Consider the following 16,093-nt stretch of genomic DNA (forward strand, 5'->3'; position numbering starts at 1 on the left):
ATCTTGCCCGCAAGCGGCAAGCGATACTTCGCGATATCGCCGATCCCGATGTTCCGGTATTCCGGCCTTGGTTTTTTCAATGCTTCAGCCACGTTAGACCCCTTCCCAAACTGATTGACGATTCGCGCGCCGCCGATGCACGCCACATGCTCGACACGGGCGCGACCCGCCATGCCTGATTCGCGTTTCCGGGCGACCGGCGATGTATTCGGGGATAGTTCCAGCCCGCGCACTGCGCGATAGCGGTATTTTGTCGCTCGATTGATATACTGTCCAATATCTATCTCGTCTTTCTGAAATCTGTTTTACCGACTATCGCATGGAACTGCGCCATATCCGCTACTTTCTGGCCGTTGCCGAAGAGCGCAACGTGACGCGCGCGGCCGAGCGGCTCGGCATCGGTCAGCCGCCGCTCAGCCAGCAGATTCACGCACTGGAAGACGAACTTGGCGTGCGGCTCTTCCGGCGCACGGGGCATGGCGTCGTGCTGACGGAAGCCGGCGAAGCGTTCGCCGTCGATGCGAAGCGTCTCGTGAACGACGCGCGTCTCGCCGTCGAAAAGGCGCAAAGCGCGGGGCGCGGAGAGATCGGGCAGTTCAATATCGGATTTACGGGATCGGCGGCGTTCAATCCGGTCGTGTCGAAGCTCATCCGGTCTTATCGTCAGGCTTATCCGAACGTCACGCTGACCCTCACCGAGGGCAATACCGCGCAACTGCTCGCGCATCTCGACGCCGGCCGTGTCGATGTCGCGTTCGTTCGTCTCGGCAGCCAGTCGCCCGCCGGCGTGCAGATCAATCACATCGCGATCGAGCCGATGAAAATCGTGCTGCCCGCCACGCACAAGCTCGCGAAAAAGCGCAAGGTGCCGCTCGCGGCGCTGGCGGACGATCCGTTCGTGATGCTCCCACGCGAAGCAAGCCCAACGCTGCACGACGTCATTATCGGCGCGTGCCGTGAAGCGGGATTCGAGCCGCTCGCCGGGCAGCAGGCGCCGCAGCTTTCATCAGTCGTGAATCTGGTCGCGGCGGAATTCGGGGTGTCGCTGGTGCCGGCGTCCGTGTGCCAGATTCAGGTCGATGGCGTCGCCTACACCGACGCGCTCGGCAGCGCCATCACGATTCGTCTCGCGCTGGCGTCGCGCATCGACGCGACAGCCGCCAAGACCGCCAACTTTCTGGATATCGCACGGCGAGTCGTTACGTCATCGACCTGACGTTGTCATCAGAACAAGCGCGCATTGCATTCGACGCAATTTCGTCCAACACTTCAGCTCGCAGGAAGAGCGTCAGAAGGCCGAATCCCGTTCGATCGAGGAGCGAGATCATGCGCGAAGTTATGAAGCATCCGCTGCAATGCACGCCCGCGTGCCGCCGGGGTTTTCTCAAATCAGTTGCATGTGCAACTATCGCCGGAATTGCCGGGCCGCCGCTTCTCACGACATCCGCTCACGCCGACGCGCTCACTCACGCGCAGCGCGATGCCATGACGCCCGCGCAGATACTCGCCGCGATGCAGCGCGGCAACGAGCGCTTTCGCAGAGGCGAGCGCAAGCCGCGTAATTACCTGGCCGAACAGAAGACGAGCGCGAAGGGACAATATCCCGCGGCCGTGCTGCTTAGTTGCATCGATTCGCGCGCGCCCGCGGAAGTGATCATGGATCTCGGTATCGGCGATATCTTCAACTGCCGTATCGCGGGCAATATCGAAAACGACGATATCCTCGGCAGCATGGAGTTCGCGTGCAAGCTGATGGGCGCGAAGGTCGTGCTCGTGATGGGGCATACGTCGTGCGGCGCGATCAAAGGCGCGATCGCCAATGCCGAACTCGGTCATCTCACGGCGCTGCTCGCGCGCATCAAACCCGCCGTGGACGCAACGCAGTACGACGGCGAGCGCTCGGCGACGAACTACGCGTTCGTAGACAAGGTGGCGCGCAAGAACGTCGAGCTGACCATCGCGCAGATTCGCAGTGAAAGCGCCGTGCTGAGCGACATGGAGAAGCAGCACGCCATCAAGATAGCCGGCGCGATGTACAACCTGAGCACGGGCGCGGTGGAGTTCTTCGGTTCCTAACTCTCGACGGGCTCGCGAAGCGCTTCCTGTTTCGTCGCGACGCCACGCTGCGCCGACCAGTAATCCGTGCGCACGCCGATATCCTCCGACACGAACGGTCCGCTGCGCGTCGAGCGATAGTTCGCGAGCGCCTTGTACACGAGACGTTGCCCGATCAGCAAGATCGGCACGTTGAGCAGCACCATCACGATGTTCATCAGATCGGACAGCGCCCAGAGATTCGGCAATTCGAGTCCGGCGAGCACGGTGAGCGCGCCGAACGGCACGAACACGAGCGAGCCGACGACGCGAATGCCGGTGATGAAACCTCGCCTGCGCGAAATGAAGTTGGCCGAGATTTCGGCGAAGGAAATCATGCCGAGCAAGGTGGTGAACGCAAAGAGCCCGTAACACGCGCACATCACTATCTTCACGACATGCGCGACGGAAACCGGCACGAGCGTTTCGACCGACGCGAGATAAACCGTGATCTTCGACGCCCTCACCGATTCCCACGCCTGACCGTCCACGGTGCCGGTCCACACATGCGCCATCACGACGATGAAGCCGGTCATCGTGCAGATGACCATCGTGTCGAAGAACACGCCGAGGCTCTGCACGAAACCCTGCTCGCACGGGTGCTCGTTGTCGGCGATCGCCGCGGCCATCGTGATGGTGCCCTGCCCCGCTTCGTTCGACATCAGCCCGCGCTTGACGCCCTGCGCGAGCGCGGTGCCGATCGCGCCGCCGAAGAGCGCGTGCGGTGCGAAGGCGCCGACGATCACTTCATGAAAGAAGTACGGAATCAGCGGCAGATTGATGAGGATGATGACGAGCGACATCGCGCAGAAGAGCGTCGCCTTGATCGGCACGAGCACATCGGTGTAAGCGGTCACGCGGCGGATGCCGCCCATGATGATGAACGAGCACGCCGCGACGAGCACGGCCGCGATGACGTAATACACCGTCGACTGACGCGCGAGATGCGTGCCCGTGACCGTGTCGGCGATGGTGCCGATTGCGGTGAACACGTTGAACGTTTGCGGCGGCACGTTGAAAAGCGCGTAGATGATGAATACGAGCGACAGGAACGTGCCGACGAAGCGTTTGTCGCCGAGAATGCGCCGCCCATAGAACGGCAAACCGCCGACGAACTCGTCGTGCTTCTTCTCCTTGAAGAGCTGCGCAAGCGTCGATTCCATGAACGCGGTCGCCATGCCGAAGAACGCGGCCACCCACATCCAGAACAACGCGCCCGGTCCGCCCACGGAGATCGCGCCCGTGATGCCGACGATATTGCCCGGCCCGGCGCGCATCGCGAGCCCGAGCATGAACGACGCAAGTGCGCTCACTCCGGTTTTCGACGACTGCTTGCGCAACATCATGCGCACGATCCGCGCGACGTTCATCGTCTGGATGAAGCGCGTGCGAATGGTGAAGTGAATGCCCACGCCGACGAGCAAAAGAATCGCGAACGAAAACTGCCCGAGTACGGGAATCTGCGAATAGGCCTTGAAATTGGTGGGGAAATCCCACAAGAAATCCGAGATGGGCGCAATGCAGGCAAACAATGCATTCACGGACTGGAAGAGACTTTCCACGCGGGGCGTTCCTTTCTTGCTTCGGCCTGTCTGCGACAGGCGTTCGGAATGTTGATGAACCAGCGTCGTTCGAAGCTGGCGGGCGTGCTTTCAGGGGCACGCAAACGTATGCAAGGTCGCGATTATACGGCTCCGCGCCGGCCATCTGCCGGGCCGTAAATTTCGGTGGCCGCGAATCTGGACTTGAGCGACAAGTGCGAAGGCAAATCGAGACCGTTAGTTGCGCTGGACGATCATGCTCATCTCATTCTTCTCTCGCATAATCGGGTTCACAACGCGTCTGGAGAACGAGATGACCGAACGGCTCGCGAAACTTCTCGTCGTCGCTTCGATGGCGTTGCTCGCCTCGCTCGTCAGCTTCGGCAATCTGACGGATTACGGCAGCAACCTGCAATTCGTCGAGCACGTCATGCGGATGGACACGACCTTCCCCGGCAACGCCAATATGTATCGCGCGATCACGTCGCCAATGCTTCAGCATCTCGGCTATGACGCGATCATTCTTCTCGAAACGCTCACCGCGCTTCTTTGCTGGGCAGGCGCGACCGCGATGTGCCGTGCGCTGCGGCAAGAGAACGCCGCGTTCGCGCGAGCCAAACGCTGGGCAATCGCGGGTCTCACGCTCGGCTATCTCACCTGGCAGGTCTGCTTCATGACGATCGGCGGTGAATGGTTCGCCATGTGGCAGTCACAGCAATGGAACGGCACTGAGAGCGCGTTCCGCTTCTTCATCACGTTTCTTGTGATATTGATTTTCGTGACGCGTGCCGAAGCGCCTCAACCGCCGAGCGAACGAACATGATCGCCGACTCGATTCGACTCGGCAGTCGATAACCCTCAATTCAACGCCACCGCAGCCGCCGCTCCCACGGGCGTGCCTTCGATCGCCACCGAGCTACGACCGTCCGGTCCCACCGGCACATCGCCGACGAGCGTCGTGCGATACAACTGGCGATCGAAGTCGAGATCGAAGATATCCGTCGGCGCGAGATGCGCGGTCGCGCGGTTGTCCCAGAACGCGATGCTGCCCGGCTCCCACTTGAATCTCACCGTGAACTCCGGCCGCGTCACGTGCTCCCACAGCAGTTCGAGCAACACCTGACTTTCGCGCGGCGCCAGTCCCGCGATGTGCTTGAGAAAACCCGGACTCACATACAGCGCGCGCTCGCCGGTCTCCGGATGCACGCGCACCAGCGGATGCTCGCTCACGAGCGTGTGATTCGTCACGGCTTTCGTGAACGCATCGGTGCCGTTTGCGCCTTGCGGCGGCGCGAAACGATGCAAGCCGCGCAGACCATCGACGAAAGCGCGCAGCGGCGCCGACAGCTTCTCGTACGCGATCACCAGATTGGTCCATTGCGTATCGCCGCCATAGGGCGGAATGGTCACGCCGCGCAGAATCGATGCGAACGGCGGATTCACCGCGGCCGTCACATCCGTGTGCCAGCCCGTCCACGGACGCAAGACCGACTGCCCTTCGAAGCGCGTGGCCTTGCGAAACTTCGAGATCGAATAGATCTCCGGATGGCCGTCGACGTGGCCGAATACCGGATGCCCGACCGTGAGCTCGCCGAACTGCGCCGAGAACGCGACGTGTTGCTCGTGACTCAGGAACTGCTCGCGAAAGAAGACCACGCGCCACTTGAGCAGCGCGGCGCGAATCGCATCGACCTGTGCGGAAGACAAAGGACGCGTGAGATCGACGCCGCCGATCTCCGCGCCGATATACGCCGATAGCGGGCTGACAGTCACATCCGCTTCGTTCTCGATTGCCACAGCACTCATTTCGGATTCCTTTTCATATTGGATGAATGAAAGACGTGCTCAACTGCCCTGCGCGTTCGCGTCTTCCGCGAAGAAATAATCGCGCCATGATTTCGGCTCGTGGCGAATCACGCCGACCTTGTGCAGGAACGTGCCCAGTTGCAGCGTGTTTTGCGGCGCGGTCGCGAAGCTCGCTTCCTTGTCGTTCAAGATTCGTTCGACGAATGCGGGCGAAAGCTTCGACCCGTCCTGACGAATGTAGATGGCCGCCGCCTGAGCTTTGTCCTTCTCGACGAGCTTCGCCGCATCGTCGAGCGCCGCGCGCACGGCGGCATAAGTCTTCGGGTTGTCTTTGCGCCATTTGTCGGAAGTCACGACGACGCTACCCGTCGACGGCCCGCCGAGGATATCGGTGGAACTGATGACCTTGTGAATCTTCGGGTCTTCGAGTTCCTGATACTGATACGGCGCATTGGAAAAATGCAGATCTATAACTGAGTTGCCCGATAACATCGCGGTCGTCGCATCGGCGTGCGGCATGTTGACTTCGAAGCGATCGAGACGCGCATAGTCGGCGTCGCCGAAAGCCCTGGCCGATGCCATCTGCAAAAGGCGTCCCTGCTGCGAGACGGCGACGGACACCACCGCGATACGATCCTTCTCGCCGATATCTTTAATGCTGCGAATGCGCGGATCGTTCGTCACGAGATACACCGGCACCGCGCTTTGCGCCGCGATCGCGCGAAAGTCCTGATGCCCGCGCGTGCGGTCCCAGATAGTCAGCAAAGGCCCGATGCCGATGGTCGCGATATCCGCCGCGCCCGACAGCAGCGCGTCGTTCACGGAAGCGCCGCCCGAGAGCGTGTTCCACTGCACGTCGATATCGAGTCCCGTGCGAGCGCCCGCTTTCTCTATAAGCTTCTGATCCTTCGCCACCTTGAGCAGGAGCGAACCGATGCCGTATTGATCGGCGACGTTCACCTTGCCCTCGGCATGCGCGCGATCAGTCGGCAACGCAAACGCCGCGATCAACGCGAGCGCGGAGAACAAGCGATGCAATGAAGTCGTCGTGGTCATGCGGTGAGATCGTGGAAGAGCGGCGAGCGATCAATGTACTAGCCGCTTCCTCACACGCGAACGAAGAAATCCCGATACGGATAGCTTCGTTCGCGATAAGCGCCAGGGCGGCGCTCACGTGCTTACCAGTGATAGTTCATGCCGGCGAACACCTGACGTCCATAACCGAACGCGCACCAGCTTCCGTAGTAGCACGACGCGACATATTCCTTGTTGAAGAGGTTCTGCGCGTTCACGTACAGTTCGAGGCCCTTCAACTGGGGCGACGCGCGGCCGAGATCATAGTTCAGCGTGGCGTCGACGAGGAAGAAGCTCGACACCTTGAAGCTGTTGTCGCTGCTGTACGTCGTGCCCGTGTAACGTCCGCCGGCGCCCATCGAGAGACCGGCGAGCGGCCCGCGATTGATCGTGTAATACGCCCACAACGAAGCCTGATTCTGCGGAATGGCAGGAAGGAACTTGCCGTCGAGACCGCTGTTGTCCTGCGTGTACTTCGTGTTGAGATACGTATAACTTGCCGTGACGTTCAGCGAATCCGTAAGGCTCGCTTTCGCTTCGAGTTCGACGCCGAGCGATCGCGCTTCGCCGACCGCCGACTGGAAATTCGGGTTATCCGCATTGACCGTCAGCAGATTCTTGCGCGTCAGATCGAACAGCGCGGCCGAGAAGAACGCGTTGTAGCCCTTCGGCTGGAACTTCACGCCGACTTCATACTGACGTCCCTTCTCCGGCGAAAACTGATTGCCGTTGATATCGGTGCCCGCTTGCGGCGTGAACGATTCGGTATAGCTGACATACGGCGCGATACCGTTGGCGAACACATACGTAAGGCCCGCGCGACCCGTGAACGCGCGATCGAACTGATGAGACACGATGCCATACGTCGTGTTGTTCGAATCGCTGCTGGCCCAGTCCTCGCGTCCGCCGAGCGTAAGGATCACGTTGCCCCAGCGCGCCTGATCCTGTGCATAGACGCCGTATTGCGTGCCGCTCAGTACCTGGTGATAGCGGTCCGGCGGCGTGATCGCCTGGTTGTAGTTCGGCGCGAACATGTCGAGCGGCGGCGCGGTGCCGAAGCCCGCATCGAAGTTGCTCGCGTAATGCTGGTAATCGAAGCCGAACAGCACCGTGTGATCGATCGGACCGGTCGAGATATTGCCTTCGATCTGATTGTCGAGCGAGACGGTGTTGAGGTTATCCTTCGACGCCGCCGTGCCGCGATCCAGCGTGCGCAAATCGGCTTCGAGCTGGCTCGCATAGACGCTCTTGTAGTCCTGCGCGAGATGCAGCAGGCGGCCGTTCGAGCGGAACGTCCATGCATTGTTGAGCTTGCGGTCGAACTTGTAGCCGATCGCTTCCTGCACGCGATTAAAGCTCTCGAAGTTATGATCGCCGTCGTAGAAGTCGCTCGGCAGCTTGCCGTTCGGGTTATAGAGCACCGTGCCTTGCGGCGGCACGCTGCCGTACGACGTGCTGTCCGGATCGTGCTGATACAGACCGTACAACGTGAGCGAAGTCTTGTTGTCCGGACGCCACGTGAACGACGGCGCGATCGCGATGCGCTTGTTGTACGTCGATTGCACTTGGCCGTCTTCCGAGCGCGCAACGCCTGTGATGCGGAACAGATAGCGGTCATCGCCCGCGATCGGTCCCGAGAAATCGAACTTGGCGGCCTTGTGCGCGTAGTTGCCGAACTCGATGCCCACTTCATGCAGCGGCACGACCGTCGGCATCTTGCTTTCCTGATCGAGCAGACCGCCGGCCGCCGCCTGGCCGTAGAGCACCGACACCGGGCCCTTGAGCACTTCGACGCGCTCCATCATGTACGGGTCGATCTGCGGCACCGCGTACCAGCCGTTGTCGAGCAGCTTGAGACCGTTCCAGTACTTGTCGGCATCGAAACCGCGCACCTTCAGCATGTCGTAGCGCGTCGCGATCCCGCCGCGCGTTTCTGGCGTCACGCCCGAGACATAGCGCACGGCCGCGTTGAGCGTCTGCGCGTGCTGCTGATCCATCTGCTCGCGCGTGACGACGGAGACGGACTGCGGGGTTTCGAGCAACGACGTGCCCGTCTTGAGCGCGGTCGATTCCTTCGCGACATAACCTTTGGTCGGACCATACGGTTCGTCCGCGTTTTGCGCCGTGACCTTCACGGCCGGAAGCGCGCTTTCGGCGGGCGCTTTCGAAGCCGCGGCGGCGGATGCGCCCGACGGCGCATCCGCCGATTGCGCATAGGCGAGCGGCGCTACCGCGAACAGCAGCAGGGCGGCCAGTTTCAACGGCCGCATCGCGACCGGACTCGTCGTTTCTGATCTCATGCTCATTTCTCTTGGATCTCGTAGCGTGCGTGAATGCGAATCGTTATTATTTGCGGGCGAATTTTGACTGGATGTTTTGTTTTTGTAAAGAAATGATTCAGAATTTTTAGTCTGGAAACGAAGCCGTCGCTGAAAGGCGGCTGAAATAATCCGCTCAGGGACGTGAAATCCGCCGCGCAGCCACTACCATGAAAAGCGAGGTCGCCGGGCCGTCATTCAGCCCAACATGGCGAGATCACGCCCATGAACTCTTCTCTCTCCGGCAGTGGCTACGTGCTCGGCCATTCCGATCCAGAAGTACAGCGCCTTGAAAATCAGGCGCGCTTCGTCGCCGATCTGACTGACGATATCCTGCGTCGCGCGGGGCTCGCGCCCGGCATGCGCGTGCTCGATCTCGGCTGCGGCACGGGCGATGTTTCGTTCCTCGCCGCGTCGCTCGTGGGGCCGGGCGGCTCGGTGCTCGGTATCGACCAGGCGTCCGGCGTGATCGAAAAGGCGCGCGAGCGTGCGCATCGCGCTGGCCTCGGGCATGTGCGATTTCAAGTTGCGAGCGTCGCGGATTTCGATCTCGGCGAACCCGTCGATGCGATCATCGGGCGTCTGATCCTGCTGCATCTGCCCGATCCCGTCGCGACCTTGCGCCGCCTCGCCGAGCAGGCGGGCACGGGCACGCTCTTCGTGTTTCACGAGATGGATATGAGCACGGCGCGCTCGCTGCCCGAATCGCCGCTATGCGCGCAGGGCCTGCACTGGATCAAGGAGACGTTTCGGCGCGCGGGCGTCGAGACCGACATGGGATCGAAGCTGTATTCGACGTTTCGACGCGCCGGCCTGCCCGGCCCGCGCATGCTGCTTTCGGCGCGCTTCGAAGGCGGTCCCGACTCGTTCGCGTATCAATATCTGACCGAAGTGCTGCGCACGTTGCTGCCGCTCGCCGAGCGCTTCGGCATCGCGAACGCGGATGCGGTCGGCATCGACACGTTCGCCGAGCGATTACGCGACGAGGTCGTCGCGCTCGATGGCGTGATGCAGCCGCCGGCTTTCATCGGCGCATGGACGCGCGTGGCCTAGCCGGCCGCTTTCTTCTTCGATTTCGTCTGATTCAATTCGATAGCCGCGCGCACGAGATTCTTCAGCGCGCGCGCGTCGATCTTGTCGCCCTCGAAGAAATCGATCGCGCGCCGCGCGTTGCCTTCGAGGCCCGCGTTGAAGAGCTTCGCGGGGTCCGGCAGGCTCGCGCCGTGCGCGAACGTGAGCTTCACCTTGCCTTTATGCGCGTTGGCCACCGCGATCATGCCGTCGCGATACCAGACCGGGCTGCCCATGTACTTCCACTCTTCGACAATCCCGTCGTCCGCCGCGAGGATGATCTTGCGCACATTGGCGAAGGTCTCGCCGCGCCAATCGGCGATGCCTGCGATCAGCGCGTCGATTCGTTCCGATGCATTCATGCGTTTCTCCGTGCCTTGGCGTGCTGGTTATGGTTCTATAGCGACGTCAGCGGATAAGGCCCGGGCTGCCTATCGTGATCTGCAGCCGTTGCGCCTGATCGAGATGAAAGATGAATGACGGGCGCGAGCGGATCAGCAAGGTCCGCGCTTCTGCACTTCGCGCCATGCGGATATAAGCTTCGACGGTATTGACCAGCTTCTGCAAAAACTCGACTTCGTGCTCCAGATACGCTTCGTCGAAATCGTAGGTGCTGGCTTCGTCGAGTTCGGCGATCTCGTCGGCGCTTTGCTTCGTCAATGCGTCGCTCGTTGCGCTGCGTTGCAGCTGGGTGCCGAATCGCTGCGTCAGCGTCATGATCTCCTGGTTGACCTGCGCATGTTCCGACACGATCCGCTTCGCGTATACCTGCAGGCTATTGGAGCGCGTCTTGCGCAACGCGAGATTCGCCGCAGCGATCTCGGCCTGATCGGCGACGAAAATCACGCCCAGCATTTGTTGATCCGTAAGCGGCGGCTGTTCTGCTTGCACATAAGCCGTCCATGACAGCAGCAATAGCAGCGCCGCCGCGATGCGCCTGCCGTTCATCTGCGCCTCCCGATCATGTCGACGGCGACGACTTTACCCCGAAACATGCGCGCCGCTGTCCGAATAGCTTGCTTTTATTGTTCGAACGCGAGCCTTCGGTGCGCCGATAACCTGCAAAGCCTCGTCCAGTATGGAGTTTAAGAGCACGCTTGAACTAAGATGTAGCCTTCGGTCCAAGACGGCACATCAATCTATCCTTCATCGCTATGAGACCTGAAACGGTTTGGCCCGACTCATCGTTCGACTGCGAAGGCTGGCGCGGCGAGATGGCCTCGCGTATCGCCGGCTTCGACTGGTCAAACACGGCAATGGGCCCGATCGATCGATGGTCGAAAAGTCTGCGGGCCGCCGTGCAGCTTCTGCTTGCCTCGCCGGTACCGCTCGTCATGCTCTGGGGGCGACCCGGCACGATGATCTACAACGACGCCTACGCGGGTTTCGCCGCGGGACGTCATCCGTTTCTGCTCGGCCGGCCGGTCGAGGAAGGATGGCCGGAGATCGCCGCGTTCAATCGCAATGTCGTGGACACGTGTCTGTCGGGCGCGACGCTGTCCTACTCAGACAAGCGTCTCACGCTGCATCGCAATGGCCAGCCCGAAGACGTCTGGATGGATCTGCACTACAGCCCCGTCGCCGAAGACGACGGTCATCCGGCGGGTGTGCTGGCCGTCGTCGTCGAGACGACTCGCAAGGTGCTCGCCGAGGACAAGCTGCTCAAGCTCACGCAGACGCTCGAAGAGCGCGTCGCGGAAGCGGTCAGTGCGCGCGTCGAGGCCGAGGAGCGATTCCGTCAGGTGCAGAAGCTCGAAGCTATCGGCAATCTCACGGGCGGCGTCGCGCACGATTTCAATAACGTCTTGCAGATCATCTCGGCGAACCTGCAGTTGATCGAGCTCGTCACGCGCGACCAGCCCGATCTCACGCGCAGGTTGCGCGTGATGAGCGAAGCCGTCACGCGCGGCGGCAAGCTCGCCGCGCAGATGCTCGCCTTCGCGCGGCGTCAGCCGCTCAATCCCGCCGTCGTCGATGCCGCGAAGCTATTCGCGAACATTTGCGATTTCCTGCAGCGCGCGTTGCCCGAATCGATCAAGCTGAAGACATCGGTTTCGTGCGGCGCCTGGAATTTGTTCGTCGATCGCCATCAACTGGAAAACGCGCTGCTCAATCTCGTCATCAACTCGCGCGACGCGATTCACGAAAGCGGCAACATTCTCCTGGAGGTCGAGAACACGACCATCGGCGAAGAGAACACGAGCGGCCTCGCGTTGCCCCCGGGCGATTACGTGAAGCTCGTCGTGACCGACGACGGCGCCGGCATGTCCGACAGCGTAAAAGCCCGCATGTTCGAGCCGTTCTATTCGACGAAAGCCGAAGGTCAGGGCACGGGCCTCGGCCTGAGCATGGTGTTCGGCTTCGTGTCGCAAAGCGCGGGCTGCGTGGATGTGCAAACGCAGCTCGGTACGGGCACGTCCGTCGCGTTGTACTTCCCGCGCTGCACGCAGACCGAATCGATGACTGCGGATGGCGCGAGGCCGCGCGCGTCCAGCGGCGGCGAGGTGGTGCTCGTGGTCGAGGACGATGCCGAAGTGCGCCTCGCGACCATCGACATGCTGGCGCAACTCGGCTACAAGGTGCTGTCCGCGCAAACCGCGGAATCGGCGCTCGCGGTCTTGCAAAAGCACGGCAACGTCGATCTACTTTTTAGCGACGTGGTGATGCCCGGCACCCTCCGTGCAAGCGCGCTCGCGAAGATTGCGAGCGCGCCGCCATACAACGCGACCGTGGTGTTTGCATCGGGCTATACGCGCGACATCATCTTTCACGAAGGGCGGCTCGATGAAGGCGTCGTGCTGCTGAAAAAGCCCTTCACCTTCGATGACCTCGCACGCACGATCCGCCATGCGCTCGACGCGCGGCGCTGAACGTCAACGAGACACGCGCGCCTTCGCCCAGTCCGCCTTCTTCGCAAGCGCGATGAACGCAGCGAGATAGTCGATGCCTGCATCGGTCTCGCGCGTGCCGAGATAGATTTTCTTCGCAATGCCCTTCCTGCCGAGCTTGAGCACGGCGAGCGGCATACGGTCCGCGTATTCCTCCGCGAGCCAGCGCGGCAGCGCCGCCACGCCGCGCGCGCTCGCGACCATCTGCATCATGATGTCGGTCGTCTCGATCGTCTTGTGCCTTCGCGGCACGACATTCGCGGGCGCGAAGAACTGCGTGTAGATATCGAGGCGATCGGTCTCGACGGGATACGTGATGAGCACTTCCTGCGAGACCTGCTCCGGCGTGACGTAAGCGGCACCGGCGAGCGCGTGCTCTTCGGGCACGACGAGCACCTGCTCGTAATCGAACACGGGCGTGAAGCGCAAGCCTGGCTTCTTTATCGGATCGGGCGTCACGAGCACGTCGATGTCGTAACCGAACAGCGCGCCGATGCCGCCGAACTGAAAGCGCTGCTTCACGTCGACATCGACATCGGGCCAGCGCGCGAGATACGGCGACACGACCTTGAGCAACCACTGATAGCACGGATGGCACTCCATGCCGATGCGCAACGTGCCGCGCTCGCCTTCGGCATATTGCTTCATGCGCGCTTCGGCCAGTTCGAATTGCGGCAGCATGCGGTTCGCGAGGCCGAGCAAATACTGCCCCGCCTGCGTGAGCCGCATGGTGCGTCCTTCGCGCGTCCACACCGGCGTGCCCAGCCGCTGCTCCAGCTTCTTCACGGTATGGCTCAGCGCCGACTGCGTGAGATTGAGCACGTCCGCCGCAGCGGTCAGCGAGCCTTGACGCTCGACCTCTCGCACGACCATGAGATGCGCGCGTTCGAGCATCGTCGTCTCCATGAATAAAGTTAATCGATGCATGAAATTAAACCATTTTTATTCATGCATCGAAAATTCTATCATCGCCTGCATCCACTCTCATTTCGACGAGAACACGCAACGATGGTCACGACACATAACCTGGGCTTCCCGCGCATCGGCGCAAAACGCGAGCTGAAGTTCGCGCTCGAAAGCTATTGGAAAAGCCAGTCTTCGCGCGACGAATTGAAGGCGGTCGGCGCGCAATTGCGCGAGCGCCACTGGAAGGATCAGTCGCGCCTCGATCTCGTTCCGGCCGGCGATTTCGCGTTCTACGATCAGGTGCTCGACATGAGCTTCACGCTCGGCAATCTGCCCGAACGCGTGCGCGGCTTTCACGGCGATGCGCTCGACAACGCCTTCCGCGTCGCGCGCGGGCGCTCGTCCGAAAACGCCGGGGAACATGCCGCGTGCTGCGGCGGCGTGGCCGCAGGCGAGATGACGAAGTGGTTCGATACCAACTATCACTACATCGTCCCCGAGTTCGATGCGGCGACGCAATTCACGCTCGATACGTCGCGTCTCGTCGAGCAGCTCGGCGAAGCGCGCGCGCTCGGCGTGAATGCGAAGCCCGTGATCATCGGGCCGGTGACGTATCTGTGGCTCGGCAAGGCGAAGGACGACTCGGACAAGCTCGCGCTTCTGCCGCGCCTCTTGCCCGTCTATGGCGCGCTGCTCGATCACTTCGCGGCGCTCGGCATCGAGTGGGTACAGATCGACGAACCCGCGCTCGTGACCGAACTCGATGCGCGATGGCGCGACGCCTTCAACACCGCTTACGATGCGCTCTCGGCGCGGCGCGTGCGCCTTCTGCTCGCGACCTACTTCGGCCCGTTGCAGGAGAATCTCGAACTCGCGTGCAAGCTGCCGGTGGACGGCTTGCATATCGATGCCATCAACGCACGCGACGAAGCAAGCGCGGCGGTGTCGTTGCTGCCGGATACATCGGTGCTGTCGGTCGGCGCGATCAATGGCCGCAACATCTGGAAGACGGATCTGAACGCCGCGCTCGACTGGCTCGAACCGTTGCACGCGTCGCTCGGCAACCGGTTGTGGATCGCGCCGTCGTGCTCGTTGCTGCATACGCCCGTCGATCTCGCGAGCGAGACGAAGCTCGATGCCGAAATCAAATCGTGGCTCGCGTTCGCGCTGCAAAAGCTCGACGAGCTGAACGTGCTCGCGCGCGCCTTGAACGAAGGCCGCGCTTGCGTCGCCGACGCGCTCGCGCACAACGTGGCCGCGATCGAACGCCGCCGTGCTTCGTCGCGCGTGCATAACCCGGCGGTGAAGGCCGCGCTCGCAAACATAGACGCGGCGCTCGGCCAGCGCGCGAGCGCATACGAAGCCCGCGCGAAGAAACAGGCCGCGTTGCTCGCCCTGCCCGCCTGGCCGACGACGACCATCGGCTCGTTTCCGCAAACCAGCGAAATCCGCCATGCGCGCAGCCAGTTCAAAAGCGGCCAGCTCGATGAAGCCGCCTACCACGCCGCGATGGAGCGCGAAATCACGCGCGCGGTGAAGGAACAGGAAGCGCTCGGACTCGATGTGCTCGTGCATGGCGAAGCCGAACGCAACGACATGGTCGAGTACTTCGGCGAACGACTCGACGGCTATGCGTTCAGCGAGTTCGGCTGGGTGCAGTCATACGGATCGCGCTGCGTGAAGCCGCCGATCCTCTTCGGCGACATCAGCCGCCCGAAGCCGATGACCGTCGAATGGACCCGCTTCGCGCAGGCGCAAACGACGAAGCCGATGAAAGGCATGCTGACCGGTCCTGTCACGATCCTGAACTGGTCGTTCGTGCGCGACGATCAACCGCGTTCGGTATCGTGCCAGCAACTCGCGCTCGCGATCCGCGAGGAAGTGCTCGATCTGGAACAGGCCGGCGTGCGCGTGATCCAGATCGACGAGGCCGCATTGCGCGAAGGCCTGCCGCTGCGCCGCGCGCAATGGCGCGAGTATCTGCGCTGGGCGGTGGAGGCGTTCCGCATCGCGGCGAACGGCGTGCGTGACGAAACGCAGATCCACACGCACATGTGCTATTCGGAGTTCAACGACATCATCGCGTCCATCGCGGATATGGACGCCGATGTCATCACGATCGAAACGTCGCGCTCCGACATGGAACTGCTCGATGCCTTCGACGACTTCAAGTATCCGAATCAGATCGGGCCGGGCGTGTACGACATCCATTCGCCCAACATTCCGAGCGAAACGCATATCGTGGCGCTGATGAAACGGGCGGCCGAGCGGATTCCGGCCGAGCGTCTGTGGGTGAATCCCGACTGCGGTCTAAAGACGCGTCAGTGGGACGAAGTGATTCCCGCGCTGCGCAACATGGTCGCAGCCGCGCATGCGCTGCGAGCATCGGCGTGAT

Annotated in this window: 13 protein-coding genes and 1 pseudogene; 6 read left to right on the forward strand and 8 right to left on the reverse strand. The window is 61.8% G+C overall.

The genetic code is table 11. The features are described from left to right. Positions 1–92 (reverse strand): annotated as a pseudogene (locus AWB82_RS15575) (succinate dehydrogenase, cytochrome b556 subunit); the annotation flags it as partial. Positions 93–319: 227 nt separating this feature from the next. Between AWB82_RS15575 and AWB82_RS15580 the strand changes: the two are divergent. Further along, positions 320–1,216 (forward strand): LysR family transcriptional regulator, encoded by an 897-nt coding sequence (locus AWB82_RS15580; RefSeq protein ID WP_086968648.1) that lies wholly within the window; start codon positions 320–322, stop codon positions 1,214–1,216. Positions 1,217–1,326: 110 nt separating this feature from the next. Further along, on the forward strand, positions 1,327–2,076 hold the full coding sequence (locus AWB82_RS15585) for a carbonic anhydrase family protein (protein WP_086968650.1): 750 nt from the start codon (positions 1,327–1,329) through the stop codon (positions 2,074–2,076). Here AWB82_RS15585 and AWB82_RS15590 read toward each other — a convergent pair. Next, complete coding sequence (locus AWB82_RS15590; protein ID WP_086968652.1) at positions 2,073–3,656, reverse strand: alanine/glycine:cation symporter family protein; 1,584 nt, start codon at positions 3,654–3,656, stop codon at positions 2,073–2,075. The two genes, AWB82_RS15585 and AWB82_RS15590, sit on opposite strands and share 4 nt — an antisense overlap. Before the next feature lie 292 nt (positions 3,657–3,948). Here AWB82_RS15590 and AWB82_RS15595 point away from each other — a divergent pair, with 292 nt between their 5' ends. Then, positions 3,949–4,458 (forward strand): DUF2165 family protein, encoded by a 510-nt coding sequence (locus AWB82_RS15595; protein WP_086968831.1) that lies wholly within the window; start codon positions 3,949–3,951, stop codon positions 4,456–4,458. A gap of 35 nt (positions 4,459–4,493) precedes the next feature. Here AWB82_RS15595 and AWB82_RS15600 read toward each other — a convergent pair whose 3' ends face one another. The 3 genes from AWB82_RS15600 to AWB82_RS15610 form a co-directional block, all read right to left on the reverse strand. Then, the gene (locus AWB82_RS15600; protein ID WP_086968654.1) at positions 4,494–5,441 is read right to left on the reverse strand and encodes a TauD/TfdA dioxygenase family protein; all 948 of its coding nucleotides are present in this window, start codon (positions 5,439–5,441) and stop codon (positions 4,494–4,496) included. Positions 5,442–5,480: 39 nt separating this feature from the next. Further along, a complete protein-coding gene (locus AWB82_RS15605) occupies positions 5,481–6,497 on the reverse strand; it encodes an ABC transporter substrate-binding protein (protein ID WP_086968656.1) in 1,017 nt (338 codons plus the stop codon). 122 nt (positions 6,498–6,619) lie between these two features. Then, on the reverse strand, positions 6,620–8,815 hold the full coding sequence (locus AWB82_RS15610) for a TonB-dependent siderophore receptor (protein WP_086968833.1): 2,196 nt from the start codon (positions 8,813–8,815) through the stop codon (positions 6,620–6,622). Between the two features lie 243 nt (positions 8,816–9,058). On the opposite strand from AWB82_RS15610, the gene AWB82_RS15615 reads away from it, so the two are divergent. Beyond that, complete coding sequence (locus AWB82_RS15615) at positions 9,059–9,886, forward strand: class I SAM-dependent methyltransferase (protein ID WP_086968658.1); 828 nt, start codon at positions 9,059–9,061, stop codon at positions 9,884–9,886. On the opposite strand, the gene AWB82_RS15620 is transcribed toward AWB82_RS15615, so the two are convergent. Together AWB82_RS15620 and AWB82_RS15625 are read right to left on the reverse strand one after the other, a co-directional pair. Continuing rightward, entirely contained in the window at positions 9,883–10,266 is a 384-nt protein-coding gene (locus AWB82_RS15620) for a DUF1801 domain-containing protein (RefSeq protein ID WP_086968660.1), read from the reverse strand. The two genes, AWB82_RS15615 and AWB82_RS15620, sit on opposite strands and share 4 nt — an antisense overlap. A 46-nt stretch (positions 10,267–10,312) precedes the next feature. Further along, positions 10,313–10,852, reverse strand: a complete 540-nt coding sequence (locus AWB82_RS15625) for a DUF4142 domain-containing protein (protein ID WP_086968662.1) — start codon at positions 10,850–10,852, stop codon at positions 10,313–10,315. Positions 10,853–11,118: 266 nt separating this feature from the next. Between AWB82_RS15625 and AWB82_RS15630 the strand changes: the two genes are divergently transcribed. Then, the gene (locus AWB82_RS15630) at positions 11,119–12,774 is read left to right on the forward strand and encodes an ATP-binding protein (RefSeq protein ID WP_086968835.1); all 1,656 of its coding nucleotides are present in this window, start codon (positions 11,119–11,121) and stop codon (positions 12,772–12,774) included. A gap of 3 nt (positions 12,775–12,777) precedes the next feature. Here the strand turns inward: AWB82_RS15630 and AWB82_RS15635 are convergent, their stop codons facing one another. Then, positions 12,778–13,686, reverse strand: a complete 909-nt coding sequence (locus AWB82_RS15635; RefSeq protein ID WP_086968664.1) for a LysR family transcriptional regulator — start codon at positions 13,684–13,686, stop codon at positions 12,778–12,780. Positions 13,687–13,800: 114 nt separating this feature from the next. Here AWB82_RS15635 and metE point away from each other — a divergent pair, with 114 nt between their 5' ends. Next, positions 13,801–16,092: a 5-methyltetrahydropteroyltriglutamate--homocysteine S-methyltransferase gene (metE, locus tag AWB82_RS15640; protein ID WP_086968666.1), complete on the forward strand. Its 2,292-nt coding sequence runs from the start codon at positions 13,801–13,803 to the stop codon at positions 16,090–16,092. Position 16,093 lies beyond the last annotated feature (1 nt).

It is taken from the genome of Caballeronia glebae (assembly GCF_001545035.1).
GTDB lineage: Bacteria > Pseudomonadota > Gammaproteobacteria > Burkholderiales > Burkholderiaceae > Caballeronia > Caballeronia glebae.